Consider the following 19,996-nt stretch of genomic DNA (forward strand, 5'->3'; position numbering starts at 1 on the left):
TCACATCTGCTAGAAGATGTCACCCAGCGTTTCGGCATCTTTGACGCGCAGTAACGGTACGCCTTGCAGGCCAAACGCGTACACTACCGCTCTTTCGCGCCGAGTGCGAAATCGTATCCGGATCTCTCCCGGGCGGTCAGGCCCAGACGCCGCGCTTTTCCATCACTTCGCGCAGGATGTCGATGCGGTCCGTCATGATGCCGTCCACGCCGAGGTCCAGAAGCCGGTGCATCCGCTCCGCCTCGTTGACGGTCCAGACGTGCACCTGGAGCCCGAGCGCGTGGGCGGCGCGGACGAAGCGGTGGTCGACCACGGGCACGCCCGACCGGGCCTCGGGCACCTGCGCGGCCACGGCCGACCGCCGCACCGCCGCGGGCAGCCCCCAGGAGCGCAGCCTCAGGCCCAGCACACCGCGCGTGCCGAACGAGGTGGCGAGCCCGGGCCCGGCCAGCCGCTGCGCGCGCAGCACCCGCGCCTCGGAGAAGGAGCCCACGCAGACCCGGTCCCAGGCGTTCGCGCGCTCGAGGAGCGCCAGCAGGGGCCGCAGCGCCGGCTCCGCCTTGACGCCGATGTTCCAGCGCACTCCGGGAAAGGTCTCCAGCAGTTCCTCGAACAGCGGCACCGGTTCCCGGCCCGCCACGCGCGCCTGCCGCACCTCCGCCCACGGCAGGTCGGCGATCCGGCCGGCGCCGTCGGTGACCCGGTCCAGCGTGGCGTCGTGGAAGGCGACGAGCCGGCCGTCCGCCGTGGCGTGCACGTCGGTCTCGATGTACCGGTAGCCCAGCTCCACCGCGCGCCGGAACTGCGCCACGGTGTTCTCCAGGCCGTCGGCCGCGCCGCCCCGGTGGGCGAAGGCGATCGGCCCCGGGTGGTCCAGGTACGGGTGGCGCGGCGGAGGCGTCGTCCAGGTCACGGACGCAGTATCGCCCGTTCGGGTGTCCCGGCGGCGACGACCGTGCTGCCCGCCGGTGCCGCCGGGACGGCGAACATCCGCAGGAACAGCTGTGCCAGCGGGCCGATGGACACGGCATACAGCACGGTGCCCACCCCGATGGTGCCGCCCAGCACGAACCCGGTCGCCACCACCGCCACCTCCACCGCCGTCCGCATCAGCCGGATCGACCGGCCGGTGCGCCGGTGCAGCCCGGTCATCAGCCCGTCGCGCGGGCCCGGACCGAAGCGCGCCGCGATGTAGAGGCCGGTCGCCATGCCGTTGAGCACGACGCCGGCGAGGAGCAGGGGGACGCGGGCGGCGAGGGAGTGGACGTCCGGCAGCAGCGCGAGGGTGCCGTCCAACGCCAGACCGACCACGAAGACATTGGAGACCGTGCCCAGCCCGGGCCGCTGCCGCAGCGGGACCCACAGCAGCAGCACGGCCGCCCCCACGATGATCGACAGGACCCCGATGCTGAGCCCGGTCAGCTCCGCGAGTCCCTGGTGCAGCACGTTCCAGGGCTCCAGGCCCAGCCCGGCCGCCACGAGCAGCGCGGAACTCGCGCCGTAGAGCGCGAGTCCGGCGTAGAGCTGGACCAGGCGCCGGCCGAGTCGCCGGCCGGGCGCGGGGGCGCCGGCGGTGGACGCCGTGGACCCGGAGCCGACAGTGGACATGGAAATACCCCCTGAGTGGTGGCGGTGGCCTGACACATGTCACTCTGTGGCTTGGTGATAATCGCCATCCATGGCCAATCCGGGGAAGGTGGACTGATCTCATGGCGCAGTGGACCTCGGCGGTGGGGGCGTCGCAGCTCGCCCGGCTCCTCACCTCCCAGCAGGACCGCCCGGCCGGCCCCGGCACCCGCCGTCCCCCCGCCTACCGCGCCCTCGCCGACGGCATCCGGCTGCTCGTCCTGGAGGGCCGCGTCCCGGTGGCCGCGCGCCTGCCCGCGGAACGCGAGCTGGCCCTGGCGCTCGCCGTCAGCCGCACCACCGTCGCGGCGGCCTACGAGGCGCTGCGCGGCGAGGGCTTCCTGGAGTCTCGGCGCGGAGCCGGCAGCTGGACCGCCGTCCCGGCCGGCAACCCGATCCCCGCGCGCGGCCTGGAGCCGCTGCCCCCGGAATCCCTCGGCTCGATGATCGACCTGGGCTGCGCCTCGCTCCCGGCGCCCGAGCCGTGGCTCACCCGGGCCGTGCGGGGCGCCCTGGAGGAACTGCCGCCGTACGCCCACACCCACGGCGACTATCCGGCCGGGCTGCCCGCGCTGCGCTCGATGATCGCCGAACGCTACACCGCGCGCGGGATCCCCACCATGCCGGAGCAGATCATGGTGACGACCGGTGCGATGGGCGCCATCGACGCGATCTGCCATCTCTTCGGGGGCCGTGGCGAACGTATCGCCGTCGAGTCGCCGTCCTACGCCAACATCCTCCAGCTGATGCGCGAGGCGGGCGCCCGGCTGGTCCCGGTCGCGATGGCCGAGGGACTGTCCGGCTGGGACGTGGACCGCTGGCGTCAGGTCCTGCGCGAGGCCGCGCCGCGCATCGCCTACGTGGTCGCCGACTTCCACAATCCCACCGGGGCGCTCGCCGACGAGGACCAGCGGCGCCGGCTGGTGGACGCGGCGCGCTCGGCCGGCACGGTGCTGGTCGCCGACGAGACGATGAGCGAGCTGTGGCTCGACGAGGACGTGCGGGACGGCGGCATGCCCCGGCCGGTGTGCGGCTTCGACCCGGCCGGCTCCACGGTGATCACGGTCGGCTCGGCCAGCAAGGCGTTCTGGGCGGGGATGCGGATCGGCTGGGTGCGCGCGGCGCCGGACGTCGTCCGCAGCCTGGTCGCCGCGCGGGCGTATGCCGACCTCGGGACGCCGGTGCTGGAGCAGCTCGCCGTGAACTGGCTGTTCAGCACCGGCGGGTGGGAGCAGGCGGTGGAGCTGCGCCGCGCGCAGGCCCGGGAGAACCGGGACGCCCTGGTGGCGGCGGTGCGCCGCGAGCTGCCCGACTGGGAGTTCGAGGTGCCGCGCGGGGGGCTGACGCTCTGGGTGCGCGCCGGCGGTCTGTCCGGGTCCCGGATCGCGGAGGCCGGCGAGCGGACGGGCGTCCGCGTGCCTTCGGGGCCGCGCTTCGGGGTCGACGGCGCGTTCGAGGGCTATCTGCGGCTGCCGTTCACCGTCGGGGGAGCGGTGGCGGACGAGGCGGCGGCCCGGCTGGCCGCGGCGGCGCGCTTGGTGGAGTCGGGCATGACGGGCGGGACGGAGTCGCCGCGCACGTTCGTGGCGTAGGACGGCCCGGGCGCTGGTGACCGCTGTGGCGACCGCGGGCGCCGGTCAGGACTCCGCGGCCAGGGCTTCCGCCGGTACCGGTGTCTTCGCCGGCGTGGTCTTCGAGAGGTCCGCCGGCCCGGTCGCGACCGCGGTGGGCCGCGCGGGCAGCAGGTCCAGCACCGCCTGCCGGTCGGCGTCGCTCGTGGCGTCGTCGTAGGGGTCGGGCGTCCGCGGTACCTGGAGCCGGTGCACCGGGCCCGAGCCCAGCCGCGCGTACCCCCGCCCGGGCGGCACGTGCGCCGGCGGCGTGGTGTGCGGCACCGCCCCGAGCACCGCCTCCACCTGCCGCGGCGCCGCGGCCCCCAGCACGACCCGCGCGCGTGTGTGCTGCCGTACCGCGTCGCCGAGCGTCTCCGCGCTGTCGAACTGCTCGGCGACGACGACGGTCACGTTCGCCGCGCGGCCGTGCCGCAGCGGCACCTGGAGCAGCGCCTGCGGGTCCTTGCGGCCGTCGGCCGCCGCGAGGTGCGTGAAGACGGCGGGCCGGTCCAGCAGGAGCCACAGCGGGCGCCGGGTGTCCTCGGGCGGCGGCTCGCCCGCCTGCCGGGCCAGGTTGACCGCGATGAGCCGCCGCTCGGTCTCCCGCGCGGCCCACTCCAGGCTGGCCAGCGCCCCGGCGAGCGCGCACTCCACGGCCAGGACGCCGTCCCGGCCGGTCAGGCAGGCGTACTCGCCGGTGCCGCCGCCGTCGACGATCAGCACGTCGCCGTGGCGCAGGGCCTGGAGGGCGACGGAGCGCAGCAGGGTGGAGGTGCCGCTGCCGGGGTGGCCGACGGCCAGCAGGTGCGGCTCGGTGGAGCGGATGCCGGTGCGCCAGACGACCGGCGGGACGTCGACCCGTTCCTCTCCGTAGGAGAGGGGAAGCGTGCGCTGGACCTCGCTGGGGTCGGTGTAGCCGAGGACGGTCTCGCCGGGCGCGGTGACGAAGGGCTGGGCGGGGATGTCGGCGGGCAGCGGGGCGAGCGCGGTGACGGTGAGCCGGTTGCCCTCCTCGTCCCAGTCGAAGTGGTACTCGCGGCTCCGCCCGGCCTTGACGGTGAGCAGCTGCTCGACCCGCGCGCGGGCCTCGGGCTCGCCGTCCGGGAAGTAGGCGGGATAGCGGATCACCAGGTGGTCGACGCGGCCGGCGGCGTCGAACTCGTGCTCCTTGAAGGCCTTCTCCCACTCCCCGCCGTGCGCGTACAGCGGCGCCGGGTCGTCGGCACCGGAGAAGTACGGCACCAGGGCCTCGTAGAGCGCCGTGAGGCGTTCGGTCCGGGCGGCGTCGGGGCCGTCGGGCGCCGACGGCGTGCGGTCGCGGCCCTGCCAGGCCGCCGCCGCCATCACGGTGACGACGGCGAGCAGCGGCCCGTACGGCATCAGGGCCACGACCATCATCGCGGAGGCCGCGAGGAACAGCAGCGGCCCGCGCCTGTCCTTGGGCGTGTCCGCCCACCTGCGACGGCCGGCCGAGGCCAGCACGCGCAGCCCGCGCGTGACGGTGATCAGCGGGTGGAGGACGTCGGTGGCGCTGTCGGCCGCCGTCCGGGCCAGTTCCCTGCTCCGGGCGAGCTGCGTCCGGGCGATCTGGGCGCTGTCCTTGCTCAGGATGCGGGGGAGAGGGCGCCGGGCCACTGCTGACTCCTGATCGTGCGTGCGGGCGGTGCGGGCCGGGTCAGAACTTGATGCCGCCGAGGAGGCTGGCGAGGCTCTCTCCCCCGGCTTTGATGCTCGGGGCGATGCCTGTGGTCGACAGGTAGAAACCGAACAGGGCCGACACCGTGGCGTGCGAGCCCTTCAGTCCGTCCTTGCGGAAGAACAGGAAGACGACGATGCCGAGCAGCAGCACGCCTGAGAGGGAGAGGATCATTTGGGGCCTCCTGGTGTCGAAGGTGGGGGACAGTCACCATGAGTTCTTCCAGGATCACAGCATGTATCCATACGATTAAAGGTGCAACCGGGTGAAAAGCGGTGAATTTCGCCCACCCGGAGGAGACGGCCACGGCCCCATTGACCAGGGCTGTTGCCTCCCGCCGGGCCTGTCGGTGATCTTTACCTCGGGCACATCGGGTCATGTGCCCCGAGAGCCAGTACGCTGGCGATTCACTCGTACGAAGCAGTCCCCCAGTGAGCCAAGCAGTCCCCAATCAGCATGGAGAGGCGGTCCGGCCATGAGTGAAGCCCCCGACCCCGAGGTCGTGGAGCTGGCGACCAAGATCTTCGATCTGGCCCGGCAGGGGCAGACCGAGGCGCTCGTGGCGTATGTCGACGCGGGTGTGCCCGCCAACCTCACCAACGACCGCGGCGACTCCCTGGTGATGCTCGCCGCGTACCACGGCCACGCCGACGCGGTGCGCGCGCTGCTCGCCCGCGGCGCCGCCGCCGACCAGATCAACGACCGGGGTCAGACCCCGCTCGCGGGCGCCGTCTTCAAGGGCGAGGCGGATGTGATCAAGGCCCTCCTGGAGAGCGGCGCCGATCCTTCCAAGGGCACGCCGTCGGCCGTCGACACGGCCCGCATGTTCGGCAAGACGGAGCTTCTGGAACTGTTCGGCGCGCGCTGAACCGATTGTTCCGACCAGCAACGACAAGAAAACGGGGGAGGCGGTACGGGGCCGCCGGAAATACGGTCGCGGCAGCACACACCGCGGGTCATCATGACGACGTGATTCACGGACGTGATGGCTGGGCAGAGGTTGCCGCACCGCGCGGGCCGTGACGCGGTCCGCATGGGCCACCGACGAGAGGCAGAGAGAAATGGTCTACAGCAAGCAAGAGACGGCGGGCGCTCCGACGTTGTGTCGCGCGGCCAGGTAACGCGTGTTCACCCGGTTGTGTCGACGCTTGATGTGAGGCTGTTTCCCATGTTCGATCCGGTCATAGCGCCCAGCGGTACCCTGCTCGGGCTGCTCCAGCGCGGCCGTGGCGACGGCACGCTGCACGCGCTGACGGCCCCGCGCGCCGAAGCGCTCGCGGCCCTGAACCACTGTGTGCTGCGCGACCCCCGCCACGACTGGCAGGTGGAGAACCGCTCCCTCTACTACGCCCGCCTCTACCTCGACCTGAACGGCGGGCTGGACACCGTCGAGGCGCACCTCTTCGCCACCGAGGACGTCCTCGACACCGACGAGTCCCGCACCGGCCTGGCCCTGGCCGTCCTCGGGCACCTCGCCTCCTACGGCCGGCGGGACGCCCTGGACCTGCTGCGCAGGTACGCCGCGCACGGCTCCAACTGGGCCTGGGCCCTGGACGAGCTGGCCCTGCGGGACGACGACGCGGGCCTGCGCGCCCTCGCCGCCCCCGTCCTGGCCCGCTTCGCCACCGACCCCGAGGGCGAGGCCGAGCTGGCCGCCGCCGTACGCGACGCCTTCGAACCGCGGCCCTGGCGCTTGTGGGCCGAGGACCCCCGCGAGGCGATCGCCACCCGCGTGCGCGCCGCCCAGGAAGCCGGCTGCTTCGACCGCTGGCAACGGCAGATGCGCCCCACCGGCCCCCGGCCCGGCTGGAGCGTGCGCGCCGTCTTCGAGTGGGCCCAGCAGGGCCTGGACCGCGGTGCCGCCCTCCATGTGCCCGCCGCCCGCTGTCTGGCCGCCGTGGCCGGTCCGGAGGACCGGCCCGAGATCCTCCAGGCCGCCCGGACCGGCGACGACGGAGCCCGCTGCACCGCCCTGCGCTACCTCGCCGACAGCGACGACCCCGGCACCCTCGACCTGATCGAGGCCGCGGTCGCCGACGGGACCGGCGTCGTCGTGGAGGCCGCCGTCGACGCCTTCGAACGGATGCGCGGCGTCGCCGCCGTCGATCGTGCGCGCGGCTGGGCCCGGCGCACCGACGCGCTCGGCGCCGCCGCCGGCCGCATCCTCGCCTGCCGCGGCGGCATTCGCGACCGCGACCTCGTCCTCGCCGCCCTGCGCCAGGCCGTACGCGGCGAGGGTCCCGACGCACCGACCCTGTGGACCCTCGTCGACGGCGCCGGGCGCCTCGGCATCGGCTGCGCGGCCCCCGTGCTGCGCCACATCTACCGCGAGACGGCCTCCTCCCACCTGCGCGGCCGCGCCGCCCGCGCGCTGGCCGCCACCGACCCCTCCTTCGCCGCCGGCTTCGCCGTCGAGTGCCTGTGGGACTGCGAGGAGACCACCCGCGAACTCGCCGCCCGGCACGCCGAGACCGGTGACACCCGGGTCGTGGAGCGCCTGCGCCGCCTGGCCGCCGACCCGGCCGAGGAGGACGAGGTGCAGACCGCCGTACGCAGCCGCTTCGGACCCGACGCCACCCTCGGCTGACCCCACTCGCGCCTCCCGGCCGGGGCGGACGACCGCCCGTTGGGTGAACGACGGACGACCCGTGGGTCAGGACGCCGTGACGAAAGCCTGACCCACGGGGGCGGACGGCCCGACACTCATGGAACGTTCCCCGCGCGCAAAGCGAGTTCGTCCGCAGCGGCGCATGCGACGTCGTACGCGCCTCCCTGGGCGTCGACCCCGTGGAACGCCGTCCGGCGCTCCACGACCCCGGGCTGCGGGCCCACCACGCGCGCGGATGAGACGAGACGCTGCTCCCGATGACCTCCCGGCTCTCCGTGGAGAAGCGGCGCGGCGCGCTCCGGGCCGCCCTCTGCGCGCTCCATGCCCGCGCCGGCGTGCGCCTTGTGCCCGGGCCCGCCGAGACCTACCGGCCGGCCGCGCTGGAGGCCATGGCGTGCGGCACGCAGGCGGCACGCAGGCGGCACGCGCGCGTGCGGAGTGCTTCGGCTGGTAAGCGGCCGCGGAGGCGTTCCTCGCACCCCACGACGCACGGGCCCCGAGCCGCCGCTCCGGGGTGTCAGCGGCGGCGCACCGGTACGAACCTGACCGGCGTGCCCGGCGGCGCCTGCGCGGCGGCCGGCAGGTCGGCGGCGCGCACCACGGCGATCACCGGGTAGCCGCCGGTCGTCGGATGGTCCGCGAGGAAGACCACCGGACGGCCGTCCGGCGGCACCTGGACCGCGCCGAGCACCATGCCCTCGCTGGGCAGCTCGCCGGCCCGGGCCCGCTCCAGGGCGGGCCCCTCGGTGCGCAGGCCGATGCGGTTGCTCGCCGCGGACACCCGGTACGCGCGCGTGGTGAGGTCCCGGACCGCGTCCGCCGTGAACCAGTCGTCGCGCGGACCCAGGGTGACCCGCAGCACCAGCTCCGCGGGCGGACGCGGCTGCGGGGCGCCGTCCACGCGGGCGGGAGCGCCGGCCGGAGGGCCCAGCGGCAGCACCGTACCGTCCGCGAGCGGCGCCGGGCCGAGGCCCGACAGCAGGTCGGTGGCGCGGCTGCCGAGGACCGGCTCCACGGCGATGCCGCCGGTAACGGCCACGTAGCCGCGTACGCCGGCCGTGGCCGCGCCCACCTCCAGCAACTCGCCCGCCGGCACCACGACCGGGGCGCCCCACGCGGCCGGACGGCCGCCCACCGACACCGGGCCCGGCGCGCCGCCGACGGCGACCGCCACCGTCGTACGCGGGCGCAGCGCACAGCCGTCGAGCGTGGTCTCCAGCACCGCGGCGTCCGGCGGATTGCCCACGAGCCGGTTCACCAGCGCCGCCGCGCGCGGGTCGAGCGCCCCGGAGCGCGGCACGCCGAGATGCGCGTACCCCGGCCGCCCCCGGTCCTGCACGGTGGTCAGCAACCCGGCCCGCGCCACGAGGAGCACACGGTCGCTCACGCGCCCACCTCCCCGGCGGCCGGCACCACGGTCCGCGCAGGCGCGGCGGCGCGCGCCCCTCTGACAGCCGCCCGCGTCACGACTCCTCCACCGGAACGAACCGCACCCGCGCCCCCGGTGTCAGCAGCGCGGCCGGCACGCGCCGGTGGTCCCACAGCACCGCGTCCGTCGTGCCGATCAGCTGCCAGCCGCCCGGGGAGGAGCGCGGGTAGACGCCCGTGTACGGCCCCGCCAGCGCGACGGCGCCCGCGGGGACCGCCGTGCGCGGGGTGGCGCGGCGCGGGACGGCGTAGCGGTCCGGGAGGCCGGTGAGGTAGCCGAAGCCCGGTGCGAAGCCGCAGAAGGCCACCGTGAACTCCGTGCCGGCGTGGAGGCGGGCCGCCTCCCGTTCGGTCACTCCCCAGTGCCCGGCGACCGCTGCGAGGTCCGGACCGTCGTAGCGCACGGGCAGTTCGATCAGCTCGCCCGCGCCGGACGGCGCCTCCGGGATCCGCGCGGTGGTCAGTTCCGCCGCCCAGCGGTCCGGTTCGCGAAGACCGTCGAGCAGGACCGTACGGGCGGCGGGGACGATCTCCCGCACGGTGAGCGCGCCCTCCGCGCGGCGGCGCAGCAGCCACGCGTGCAGGGCCCGCGCCTCCTCCCCGGACGCCGCCTCCACGAGGAGCGCCTCGTCGCCCACGGCGAGCGCCCTCACGCGAACGCCTCCACCCGCACGCCCGCCGCCACCAGCCGCTCGCGCACCCGGCGGGCCAGGTCCACCGCGCCGGGCGTGTCGCCGTGCAGGCACAGCGATCGGGCGCGAACCGGGATCCGCGCGCCGGAGTGCGCGATGACCGCGCCGGAGCGCGCCAGGCTCACCGAGCGCTCCACGACCGTGTCCGGGTCGGTCACCACGGCGCCCTCCCGGCCGCGCGGCACCAGCGTGCCCTCGTCGGTGTACGCGCGGTCCGCGAAGGCCTCCGTGACGGCCGGCAGCCCCGCCTCGGCGGCCAGCTCCAGCAGCCGCGAGCCGGGCAGGCCCAGCACCGGCAGCGAGGCATCCGCGAGCCGCACGCCGTCGATCACCGCGCGGGCCTGCTCCGCGTCGCGCACCACCCGGTTGTAGAGCGCGCCGTGCGGCTTGACGTAGGCCACGCGCGACCCCGCCGCCCGCGCGAACACCTCCAGGGCGCCGATCTGGTAGGCCACCTCGGCCGCCAGCTCGGCGGACGGCACGTCCATCGCGCGCCGCCCGAAACCGGCCAGGTCCCGGTAGGAGACCTGGGCGCCGATCGTCACCCCGCGCTCGGCCGCCAGCTCGCACACCCGGCGCATGGTGGCCGGGTCCCCCGCGTGGAAACCGCAGGCCACGTTGGCGCTGGTGACGACGGACAGCAGCTGTTCGTCGTCGGTCAGCCGCCAGCGCCCGAAGCCCTCGCCGAGGTCGGCGTTCAGATCGATCGCTGTCATGGTGTTCTCGTGTCTCCGGTTCTCGTGCGGCGGTTCTCGTGCGGCGGTTCTCGTGCGGGTGGGGCGTACGGCGGTCGCCGTACGGATGGGCCGTACGGCGATTCTCGCGCGGTGGGTCCTCCGGGGACTCCCGTGCCTCAGGCGAGTTCCCTCCCGCGGGTCTCCGGCAGTCCCAGCAGGGCCAGCGCGGCGATGCCGTAGCCGATCGCGCCGAAGACCAGCGCGCCGCCGACGCCCCAGCCGTCCGCGAGGAAGCCGACCACAGTGGGGAACACCGCGCCCACCGCGCGGCCGGTGTTGTACGTGAACCCCTGTCCGGTGCCGCGCACGGCCGTCGGGTACAGCTCGGCCAGGTAGGAGCCGAAGCCGCTGAAGATGGCCGACATGCAGAAGCCGAGCGGGAAGCCGAGCACCAGCAGCAGGGTGTCGGCGCCGTGCGGGATGTTGGCGTACGCCAGGATGCACAGCGCCGACAGCAGCGCGAACAGCCAGATGTTGTTCCGCCGGCCCAGCCGGTCGGTCAGCACGCCGCCGGTCAGGTAGCCGAGGAAGGCGCCGGAGATCAGGAAGGCCAGATAGCCGCCGGTGCCGACGACCGACAGGCCGCGTTCGGACTTCAGGTACGTCGGCACCCAGGTCGCCAGCGTGTAGTAGCCGCCCTGCACGCCCGTCGACAGCAGGCTCGCCAGGAGCGTCGTGCGCAGCAGCCCCGGCGCGCCGTCCCGGCCGGGGCGGAAGACGGCCGTGAACGTGCCGCGCCGCGGGTCCTGTTCCCGGGCCGCCGTCGCCGTCGGGGCGTCGTGCACCCGGCGGCGCAGCCACACCACGAGCAGCGCCGGCAGCGCCCCCGTCCAGAACATCACCCGCCAGGCCAGGTCCTCGCCGACGAAGGAGAAGACCAGCGTGTAGACCACCGCCGCCAGTCCCCAGCCGACCGCCCAGGCGCTCTGGACCGCGCCGAGCGTACGCCCCCGGTGGCGCGCGTCCGCGTACTCGGCGACCAGGATCGCGCCGACCGCCCACTCGCCGCCGAAGCCGAGGCCCTGCAGCGCGCGGAAGAGCAGCAGCGTCTCGTAGTCGGGCGCGAAGCCGCAGGCGACGGTGAACACGGCGTACGTGACCACCGTGATCATCAGGGCCCGGACCCGGCCGACCCGGTCCGCGACCACGCCGGCCGCGGCGCCGCCGACCGCCGAGACCACCAGCGTGACGGTGGTGAACAGACCGGTCTGGCCACTGCTCAGGCCGAAGTACGCGGCAAGCGCCACCATGCTCAGCGGCAGGGTGAAGTAGTCGTAGGAATCCAGGGCGTATCCGCCGAAAGCTCCGCCGAACGCACGCCGGCCGCGCGGGCCGAGGGCGCGCAGCCAGCCGAACGCGCCGTCCTCGGCGGTCCGCCCGCCGGGCGCCTGCCGCATGCCGGCGGAGGGTCCGGACGAGGAGGGTGGTGTCGTGCTCATGGGCACCTCGCAGGAGGGGGACGGAGGGTGCTGGGAAGTGAGCCGTGTCGAGCACCGTAGAGGATCGTTCAACGATCCTTCAATACCCATGTTGTCTCGTTCCGACGTCTGCGCTTGAATTCCGGGCATGGCGAAGCAGCTGACGGGACTGGCCGGCGACCGCGTCCTCCTGGGCCGTACCAGCACCGCGGAGCGGGTCTCCGACATCCTCAGGAGCCGTATCTCCGAGGGCTACTTCCCGCCCGGCACCCGGCTGTCGGAGGACAGCATCGGCGGGGCCCTCGGCGTCTCCCGCAACACCCTGCGCGAGGCGTTCCGGCTGCTCACCCACGAACGCCTGCTGATCCACGAACTCAACCGCGGCGTGTTCGTGCGGGTCCTGACCGTCGAGGACGTGGAGGACATCTACCGCACGCGCGCGCTCGTGGAGTGCGCCGTCGTCCGCGGCCTCGGCGCGCCGCCGTACCGGCTCGGCGGACTGGTCGCGGCGGTCGAGGAAGGACACACGGCCGCCGCCCGGAACGACTGGAAGGGCCTGGGCACGGCCAACATCCACTTCCACCGCGAGCTGGTCGCCCTCGCCCGCAGCGAGCGCACCGACGAGCTGATGCGCAGCGTCTTCGCCGAGCTGCGCCTCGCCTTCCACGTGGCGGACGACCCGCGCCGGCTGCACGAGCCGTACCTCGCCCGCAACGCCCGCATCCTGCAAGCGCTCCAGGCCGGGGACACGCGAGGCGCCGAACGGCTGCTGGAGACCTACCTCGCCGACTCCCTGGAACGGGTCGTCGAGGTGTACCGGCGCCGGGTGGGCGCGGACACGGCCGGCCCCTCCTGAACCACGCGGCCGGCCCTCCCGGGCCGGCCGGCCCGGACCGGTGCGGCCGGTCCTCTTCCGCCTCCGTGACGGCCGTCGCTTCTGGGCCGTTTGGGTCGATGTCGGACCCAGGACCTAGTCTGTGCACCGTGACTTCGCCTGCATCGACGGACCGTGTTCCGTCCCAGCTCAGCGCGGCGCCGCGCCCTGCCCAGGGCCCGGCCGCCGACGAGGGACTGGCGCGCCGGCTGCGCGCGCTCGCCTGCACCGCGCCGCTGCACGACCTGGACGCGCGCAAGGCCAACCTGGCCGGCGAGTACTCGGTGTACGGGATGGCGGAGGTGGCGCTGGCCGCCATCGACCTGGTCACGCTGAACATGGACTTCGACACGGGCGCCGACCACGAACAGGTCGTGGCCCGGCTGGTACCGCGCATCGCCGCCCAGGCCCCGCACCGGTCCGCCGCCGAACACGAGCGCGTGGCCCGCTGGGTCCTGGAGAACCTGATCAACGTCGGCAGCGTGGACCGCGGCTTCCGCGCCGTCTACGGCACCTTCGCGCCGGACGGCACGTACGTCCGCCGGGACTACGACTTCAAGCTGATCGAGGAGGTCCCCGGCCCCGGCGGCACGGTCTACCTGCGCACCACGGACGAGGCGGTCAACGTCCTCGTCGGCGCCCTCGACACGGACGTCACCAGCGCCCAGATCGCCGCCGAGGTCAAGCTGGAGGTGCTGATCAGCCGCGGCCGGCTCGCCGACGCCCAGCTCGCCGCCGAACAGGCCCGCTACCGCACGGTGCAGTACTCCGAGACGCTGCGCCGCGCCCTGGACGCCACCCGGCGCAACGTCCGCGCGGTGGACTGGCTCAACACCGTGCCCGACATGATCGCCGAGGCCCTGGACCACGTCGCCGAGCGCTACCGCCACGAGAACGCCATCCTCACCAACATCCGCAAGGCCCGCGACGAGACCGAGGAGCCCGAGCACAAGCGCCGCGCCGCCGAACTCGTCGACATCGTCAAGGACTGCATCCGGCGCCACACCCAGCTCCAGTCGCGCCTGCTGGAGGCCGGCCCGCTGTTCCGCGCCGAACAGGACCGGCAGGCCTTCGCCACCCCGGCGGCGACGTCCGGGATAGACCTCTACGGCCATCTCGTCGCCCCCGTCCTGCCGCTGCCCCTTCAGCAGGCGATCCGGGTCACCGACGCCTTCTTCGCGCACGGCACCGGACTGCGCACACCGGTGTCCGTCCGGGTCGGCGACCTCGTCGACATCCTGCTGACCCCGCCCGTGGAACGCGAGCACCTGGGCGCGGAGATGCCCGAGCCCGACCTGATCGCCACGCCCGACGACAGCCGGTTCAGCGAGGAACAGCTCGCCGCGGCGACGGACCTGCTGGACCTGCCGCCGGACGCGCCCAGAAGACTGTCCGGACTGCTCGCCGAGGCCAGGGAGAGGGACGGTTACGAGCTGGCCTATCTGGTGGCGCTGCTGGCCGTGCACGCGGCCAGCCCTCCCGTCGGCACCGCCTACCGGCAGGGCGAGGAGAAGCTGCTCTTCGCCGTGGACGACGGCACCGAGCTGGACGATCCCGACTTCGGCGGGGCCGACCTCATCGTGGGCACGGCCCTGCTGGACGCCGCCGGGATGGCGGCCGACCGGACGGAAGCAGCATGACCGAGCACGACCGCGACAAGGAGCCGAACCCGTGACCGAGCACGTCGAGTGGAGCGAGGCGGAGACACCCGCCCCGCCGGCGTCCACCGCCGTCACTCCCGCCGACGCCGCCGACGCGGCCCGGCTCGTCGCCTTCGGACTCCAGCCCAAGCTGGCGCCCGCACGCGACCAGGAGTACGCCGAACTGCTGCGCCGCTACCGCGAGGACCCGGCCTTCGCCCGGCTCGCCGACGCCGTCGCCACCGGACTCGGACTCGTCGTGCTGGAGGTGTCCCCGCGCGCGGGCATGGCCGTCACCGCCGCCGAGGACTCGGTCTTCGCCGTCCGCATGGGCGACTACGCGCGTCGCACCGCCGCCGACTCCGGCGACCGCTTCCTGCACGGCCTCGCCCACCTCGCCGTCGCCGCCCTGGCGTTCCCGCGCCCCGAGGACCTCGCCGACGACTCCTACATCGGCCGGGTCACCGTCAACGGCGTCGACGCCTTCGTCCGGCAGGCCTGCCGCCGCCTGGAGGAGCGTGCCGAGGAGCGCGGCGAGAACACCGACCCGGCGACCGACGCGCCCGGGCTGGAGGCCGCCTGGCGGATCTGGGCCAGGCGCAGCGCCACCGGCGCCACCAAGGACGCCCGCCGCCCCGCCGCCTCCACCACCGGCATCGTCGCCAAGGCCCTGGCCTTCCTCACCGACTCGGGCTTCCTGCAGCGCACCGGCGACGACAGCGGCGGCACCTACCGCACCACCGCCCGCTACCAGCTCCAGGTCCGCGACCTGGCCGGCAACGCCGCGCTGGCCGAACTGTCGGAGCTGGGCGTCGTCCCGGTCACCGACGGCACGGCCACCCTGCTGCCCGCCGAGGACACCGACGACCTGGACCTGGTGGCCGACGCCGGGCTGCCGTTCCACTCCTGAAACCCCCTCCACCGCAAGAACACTGACGAGAGTCCGCCATGTACGAGCTGTCCCGGGTCCGCCTCTACTCCATCGGTCCCGCCGGTGCGCGCTACGCCGACACCGTGCTTGACCTGCGGGGTGTCGGCGAGCCCGTGCCCGACCCGGCGCCCACGCAGGCGGAGTTCTTCGAGGAGGAACCCTCCGGTCCGCCGCGCCGGCCCGCGCCCGCGGGCGTGCTGTTCCTGGAGAACGGCGGCGGCAAGTCCGTCCTGCTCAAGCTGATCTTCTCGGTGATGCTGCCGGGCCACCGCAACACCCTCGGCGGCGCCAGCTCCGGTGTGCTGCGCAAGTTCCTGCTCGCCGACGACTGCGGCCACGTGGCCCTGGAGTGGCAGCACGTACAGACCGGCGAGTGCGTGGTCGTCGGCAAGGTCAGCGAGTGGCGCGGCCGGCAGGTCTCCAACGACCCGCGCAAGTTCGCCGAGGCCTGGTACTCCTTCCGGCCCGGCCCCGGTCTCAGCCTGGACAACCTGCCCGTCGCCGAGGCCACCGCCGTACGGCCGTCCGCCGAGGGCACCTCCGGCGCGCACGGCCGCCGCCGCACCATGAAGGGCTTCCGCGACGCCCTCATGGAGGCCGGCAAGGCCTACCCGCACCTGGAGGTGCACTGGGAGGAGATCCACGAACGCTGGACCGAGCACCTCGGCGACCTCGGCCTGGACCCCGAACTCTTCCGCTACCAGCGCGAGATGAACGCCGACGAGGGCGAGGCGGCCGGCCTGTTCGCGGTCAAGAAGGACTCCGACTTCACCGACCTGCTGCTGCGCGCCGTCACCGACACCCGCGACACCGACGGCCTCGCCGACCTCGTCAGCGGCTTCGGCAACAAGCTCGGCCGGCGCGCCGAGCTGATCGCCGAACGCGACTTCACCGCCGGCTCGGTCGACCTGCTCGGCAGGATCGTGGAGGCCGCCGACGCGCGGGCACGCGCGCGTGACGTGCACACGGGCGCCGAACGCCGTACCCGTACGCTGGCCCGCCGGCTGTCCGCGCGAGCCGTGCGGGAGCGGCTCCGGGCCGCCGACCTCGCCCAGCGGGTCACGGCCGCCGCCTACGCCGTCACCCACTCCGAGGGCGCCCGCGAGCGCAGCGCCCTCATCGCCGCCGAACTCGCCTACCGGCACGCCTCGCTGGCGCTGGCCGCCGCCGAGAAGTCCGCCGCCGCGCAGAAGCGCGAACTGGCCGACGCCCGCACCCTGCACTCCGCCTGGCAGGCCGCCGAGGCCGTGCTGCGCCACCGGGCCGCCGCCGACCGCGTCGCGCGCGTGTCCGCCGCCATCCAGGAAGCCGAACGGGACGCGGCCCCCGCGCTCGCCGCCCGCGCCCAGGCCGCCGTGGACCTCGTACGCGCCCTGCACGCCGCCGCCGGGAGCGCCGAGGCCCTCGCCAACGAGGAGGAGGAGCGCTCCGCCGCCCTCCAGGAGGCCGGCGACCGCGCCCACCGGGACTCCACGACCGCCGCCACCGAGGCGCAGCGGGCCCGCAGCGAGGCCGGACACCTGCGCCAGCGCCTCGCCGAGGTCGAACAGGAGACCGCCGAGGCGGTCCGGGCGGGCTGGCTGGACGACAGCACACCGGACGCCGACCCGGCGCGGGCCGCGCTCGCCGCCAGCGACGCCGAGAAGACCGCCGTGGCCGCCTGGGACACGGCCCGCGAGGCCGCTCGCAGGGCCACCGAGCACGCCCGCGAGGCGGCCTCCGCCGAGTCCCGCGCGGAGCTGACCGCGGCCCGCGCGGCGGACGCGGCGACCGCCGCCGAGCGGGCCCACGAGGCCGAGCGGCGCCTCGCCGAGTCGCTGGCGGCCGAGGAACGGCTGGCGGAACTGCTGAGCCTGCCCGGCGCGCCGAACACGGTCCGCGTGCCCGGCCCCCGCTCCGGAGCCGACGACGCCGTCCCGGCGGCCCGTGCCGCCGCGGAGGGCGCGCTCACGCCCGAGGACCTCGACCGCTTCGCCGACGAACTGCGCGAACTCCTCGACGACGCCGTGTCCACCGCCGAACGGCACCTGTTCGACCTGCGTACGGCCGCCGCCGACGACGCCCGGATCCTCGGCGCCCTCGGCGACGGCGGACTGCTGCCGCCCGGCCCGGACGTGCTGGCCACCGTCGAGTTCCTCGGCGAGCACGGCATCCCGGCGCTCCCCGGCTGGCGCTACCTCGCCCAGGCCGTCGACCCGGCCGACCACGCGCGCGTGCTCGCCGCCCGCCCCGAGCTGGTCGACGGCGTCATCATCACCGACCCGGACACGCACGCGCGTGCCCGCGAGGTCCTCGGCGACGCCGCCCTGCTGCCCCGCTCCGCCGTCGCCGTCGGCACCGCCGCCGCGCTGCTCGCCCCGCCGCCCGCCGCCGGCACCGGCGCCGAAGACGTCTTCCTGGTGCCGCCGAACCCGGCCATGCACGACGAACACGCCGCGGACGAGGAACGCCAGGCCCTGCGCGCCCGGGCCACCGAGCGCGACGAGGAGATCCGCGTCCTCGCCGCCCGCCTCGGCAAGGACCGCGAACTGGCCGCCCGCCTCGCTTCCTGGCGCACCGGCTGCCCCGCCGGCCGCCTCACCGAACTGGCCCGGATTGCCGTGGAGGCCCGCGCGTTCGCCGAGGAGACCGAGGCCGAACTCGCCGAGGCGCGCACCGCGCGCGCGGAGGCCGACGAGACCGCGGCCGAGGCCGCACGGGTCCGCGACGAACGGCAGGAGCGGGCGCAGAAGGCCCGGCGCGCCGCCGACGCCCTCGCCGGCCTCGCCTTCCGGCTCCGCGAGCGCGCCGGCTGGCAGGCGAGACTGCGCGAACTCGCCGACGAGGCCGCCGAGTCCGAGGCCCGCGCCCAGGCCTGCCTGGAGCGCGCCCGCGCCGCCGACGAGGACCGCCGCGCCGCCCAGCGCGCCGCCGACGACGCCCGCCGCACCGCCCGCGCCCTGCGCGCCGAGCGCGCCGAGATCGCCGGCGCCCCCGACGACGTACCCGTGGAGAGCGCCGGCGCCCCCGAGGCGTCCCTGCCCGCCCTCCGCGAGGCCTACCGGGCCGCCTCCCAGGTGTACGAGAAGGTCGGCGTCGGCGCCGACCTGCGCGCCGAGCAGGCCCGCGCCGAGAGCGACGAGAGCGCCGCCCGCGCCGAACTGGACCGGCTCAGCAACAAGGTCCGCACCCGTGCCGAGCAGCTCCTTCAGTCACCCGACGGCTCCGACGGGCCGTCCCGGCAGGCCGCCGCCACGCGTGCCGAGGAGCTGGTACAGCTCCTGGAGACCCGTATGTCGACCGCGAGCGAACAGCTCGGCCGGCTGCGCGGCGAGACCGAACGGCACGCTCCCGAGGACGGCGAGGCGCACACCGAGCTGCCCGAGGAACTCCTCCCGCGCGACGCCGAGCACGCCCAGGCCCTGCTGCGCACCGCCACGACCGAACTCGCCGCCCGCACCGAGGCGCTGGCCGAGGCCCGCGAGGCGCACGCGGAACTGCTGGAGGCCCACCGCGCCGCCGAGGACGCGGCCGGCGGCTTCGACGAGATCGCCGCCATGCTCCGCGACCTGCTGCGCGAGCAGGCGGCCGAGGAGGAGCAGGAGGAGCCGGAGCCGTACCCCGGCACCCTGGAGGAGGCCCGGCAGTCCGCCGCCGAGGCCCGCCGCTCCCTGCGCGGCTGCGCCGCCGACCTGTCCGCCGCCGAGGCCGCCGTGCGCGAGGCGAGCGACATCCTGGTCCGGCACGCCAACTCCACGCGCTACGAGCACGTCCGCACCCCGGCCCGGCAGCAGATCCGGGAACTGCCCGCCTCCGCGCTGCCCGAGCACGCCCAGAAGTGGGCGGACGCGTTCGCGCCCCGGCTGCGCGTGCTGACCGACGAGCTGGCCCAGCTGGAGCGCAACCGCGACTCCATCGTGGACCGGCTGCGCGGCCTCGTGGAGTCGGCGCTCGCCACCCTGCGGTCCGCCCAGCGGCTCTCCCGGCTGCCGGAGGGGCTCGGTGAGTGGTCCGGGCAGGAGTTCCTGCGCATCCGCTTCGAGGAACCCGACCAGGCCACGCTGACCGAACGGCTCGGCGAGGTCATCGACGAGGCCACGCGCGCGGCCGTGAAGAAGAACTCCGACCTGCGCCGGGACGGCATGTCCCTGCTGCTGCGGGGCGTCGCCGCGGCCCTCCAGCCCAAGGGCGTGGCCGTGGAGATCCTCAAGCCCGATGCCGTACTGCGCGCCGAGCGCGTCCCCGTCGGCCAGATGGGCGACGTGTTCTCCGGCGGCCAGCTGCTCACCGCCGCCATCGCGCTGTACTGCACGATGGCCGCGCTCCGCTCGAACGACCGGGGCCGCGACAAGCACCGGCACGCGGGCACGCTGTTCCTGGACAACCCCATCGGCCGCGCCAACGCGACCTATCTGCTGGAGCTCCAGCGGGCCGTGTCCGACGCGCTGGGCGTGCAGCTGCTGTACACCACCGGCCTGTTCGACACGACCGCCCTCGCCGAGTTCCCGCTGGTCATCCGGCTGCGCAACGACGCCGACCTCCGGGCGGGCCTGAAGTACATCAGCGTGGAGGAACACCTGCGGCCCGGCCTGCCGCAGCCGCCCCGGGCCGGGGAGAGCGGGCACAGCGAGATCACGGCGACGCGCATGTTCAGGAAGTCGGCACCGAGCGCGTCGTAGAAGGCGTTCGTCCTTCTTGGTGTTGCGCATCACACGATGAGCCGGGTGATGCGCAACAAGTGAGGTCCTGGTGAC

Annotated in this window: 15 protein-coding genes and 1 pseudogene; 8 read left to right on the plus strand and 8 right to left on the minus strand. The window is 75.0% G+C overall.

The genetic code is table 11. The annotated features are described in order from the left end of the window. Nucleotides 1-136 precede the first annotated feature (136 nt). Both SCK26_RS30870 and SCK26_RS30875 read right to left on the minus strand, forming a co-directional pair. Entirely contained in the window at nucleotides 137-913 is a 777-nt protein-coding gene (locus SCK26_RS30870) for a glycerophosphodiester phosphodiesterase (protein WP_318204617.1), read from the minus strand. After that, nucleotides 910-1,608, minus strand: coding sequence for a hypothetical protein (locus SCK26_RS30875; protein ID WP_318204618.1), 699 nt, complete (start codon nucleotides 1,606-1,608; stop codon nucleotides 910-912). The genes SCK26_RS30870 and SCK26_RS30875 overlap by 4 nt, the downstream gene beginning before the upstream one ends. Nucleotides 1,609-1,709: 101 nt before the next feature. On the opposite strand from SCK26_RS30875, the gene SCK26_RS30880 reads away from it, so the two are divergent. Further along, nucleotides 1,710-3,218: a PLP-dependent aminotransferase family protein gene (locus SCK26_RS30880; RefSeq protein WP_318204619.1), complete on the plus strand. Its 1,509-nt coding sequence runs from the start codon at nucleotides 1,710-1,712 to the stop codon at nucleotides 3,216-3,218. Between the two features lie 45 nt (nucleotides 3,219-3,263). On the opposite strand, the gene SCK26_RS30885 is transcribed toward SCK26_RS30880, so the two are convergent. Together SCK26_RS30885 and SCK26_RS30890 are read right to left on the minus strand one after the other, a co-directional pair. Continuing rightward, nucleotides 3,264-4,874 (minus strand): hypothetical protein, encoded by a 1,611-nt coding sequence (locus SCK26_RS30885; protein WP_318204620.1) that lies wholly within the window; start codon nucleotides 4,872-4,874, stop codon nucleotides 3,264-3,266. Nucleotides 4,875-4,914: 40 nt separating this feature from the next. After that, on the minus strand, nucleotides 4,915-5,109 hold the full coding sequence (locus SCK26_RS30890) for a hypothetical protein (RefSeq protein ID WP_030620070.1): 195 nt from the start codon (nucleotides 5,107-5,109) through the stop codon (nucleotides 4,915-4,917). 301 nt (nucleotides 5,110-5,410) lie between these two features. Here SCK26_RS30890 and SCK26_RS30895 point away from each other — a divergent pair, with 301 nt between their 5' ends. The 3 genes and pseudogenes from SCK26_RS30895 to SCK26_RS30905 all read left to right on the plus strand — a co-directional run. Then, nucleotides 5,411-5,803, plus strand: coding sequence for an ankyrin repeat domain-containing protein (locus tag SCK26_RS30895; RefSeq protein WP_318204621.1), 393 nt, complete (start codon nucleotides 5,411-5,413; stop codon nucleotides 5,801-5,803). 300 nt (nucleotides 5,804-6,103) lie between these two features. After that, on the plus strand, nucleotides 6,104-7,522 hold the full coding sequence (locus tag SCK26_RS30900) for a HEAT repeat domain-containing protein (RefSeq protein ID WP_318204622.1): 1,419 nt from the start codon (nucleotides 6,104-6,106) through the stop codon (nucleotides 7,520-7,522). Nucleotides 7,523-7,656: 134 nt separating this feature from the next. Continuing rightward, nucleotides 7,657-7,994: pseudogene (locus tag SCK26_RS30905) on the plus strand (glycosyltransferase family 1 protein); the annotation flags it as partial. A 66-nt stretch (nucleotides 7,995-8,060) separates the two neighbouring features. On the opposite strand, the gene SCK26_RS30910 reads toward SCK26_RS30905, so the two are convergent. The 4 genes from SCK26_RS30910 to SCK26_RS30925 all read right to left on the minus strand — a co-directional run bounded on the left by SCK26_RS30910 (nucleotide 8,061) and on the right by SCK26_RS30925 (nucleotide 11,839). After that, nucleotides 8,061-8,930, minus strand: coding sequence for a biotin-dependent carboxyltransferase family protein (locus SCK26_RS30910; protein ID WP_318204623.1), 870 nt, complete (start codon nucleotides 8,928-8,930; stop codon nucleotides 8,061-8,063). Between the two features lie 76 nt (nucleotides 8,931-9,006). Further along, nucleotides 9,007-9,624, minus strand: coding sequence for an allophanate hydrolase subunit 1 (locus SCK26_RS30915; protein WP_318204624.1), 618 nt, complete (start codon nucleotides 9,622-9,624; stop codon nucleotides 9,007-9,009). Continuing rightward, nucleotides 9,621-10,379 (minus strand): LamB/YcsF family protein, encoded by a 759-nt coding sequence (locus SCK26_RS30920; RefSeq protein ID WP_318204625.1) that lies wholly within the window; start codon nucleotides 10,377-10,379, stop codon nucleotides 9,621-9,623. The genes SCK26_RS30915 and SCK26_RS30920 overlap by 4 nt, the downstream gene beginning before the upstream one ends. Before the next feature lie 137 nt (nucleotides 10,380-10,516). Next, the gene (locus SCK26_RS30925) at nucleotides 10,517-11,839 is read right to left on the minus strand and encodes an MFS transporter (protein ID WP_318204626.1); all 1,323 of its coding nucleotides are present in this window, start codon (nucleotides 11,837-11,839) and stop codon (nucleotides 10,517-10,519) included. Nucleotides 11,840-11,966: 127 nt separating this feature from the next. On the opposite strand from SCK26_RS30925, the gene SCK26_RS30930 reads away from it, so the two are divergent. The 4 genes from SCK26_RS30930 (at nucleotide 11,967) to SCK26_RS30945 (ending at nucleotide 19,921) form a co-directional block, all read left to right on the plus strand. Continuing rightward, on the plus strand, nucleotides 11,967-12,674 hold the full coding sequence (locus tag SCK26_RS30930) for a GntR family transcriptional regulator (RefSeq protein ID WP_318204627.1): 708 nt from the start codon (nucleotides 11,967-11,969) through the stop codon (nucleotides 12,672-12,674). A gap of 128 nt (nucleotides 12,675-12,802) precedes the next feature. Then, nucleotides 12,803-14,332 carry a hypothetical protein gene (locus SCK26_RS30935; protein WP_318204628.1) on the plus strand — a complete coding sequence of 510 codons (1,530 nt, stop codon included), beginning with the start codon at nucleotides 12,803-12,805 and terminating at the stop codon, nucleotides 14,330-14,332. Between the two features lie 31 nt (nucleotides 14,333-14,363). After that, on the plus strand, nucleotides 14,364-15,242 hold the full coding sequence (locus SCK26_RS30940) for a hypothetical protein (RefSeq protein WP_318204629.1): 879 nt from the start codon (nucleotides 14,364-14,366) through the stop codon (nucleotides 15,240-15,242). Nucleotides 15,243-15,280: 38 nt separating this feature from the next. Next, the gene (locus SCK26_RS30945) at nucleotides 15,281-19,921 is read left to right on the plus strand and encodes a hypothetical protein (RefSeq protein WP_318204630.1); all 4,641 of its coding nucleotides are present in this window, start codon (nucleotides 15,281-15,283) and stop codon (nucleotides 19,919-19,921) included. The last annotated feature ends 75 nt before the right edge of the window (nucleotides 19,922-19,996 follow it).

Origin of the sequence: Streptomyces sp. SCL15-4 (assembly GCF_033366695.1) — a bacterium.
Classification (GTDB): Bacteria; Actinomycetota; Actinomycetes; order Streptomycetales; family Streptomycetaceae; genus Streptomyces.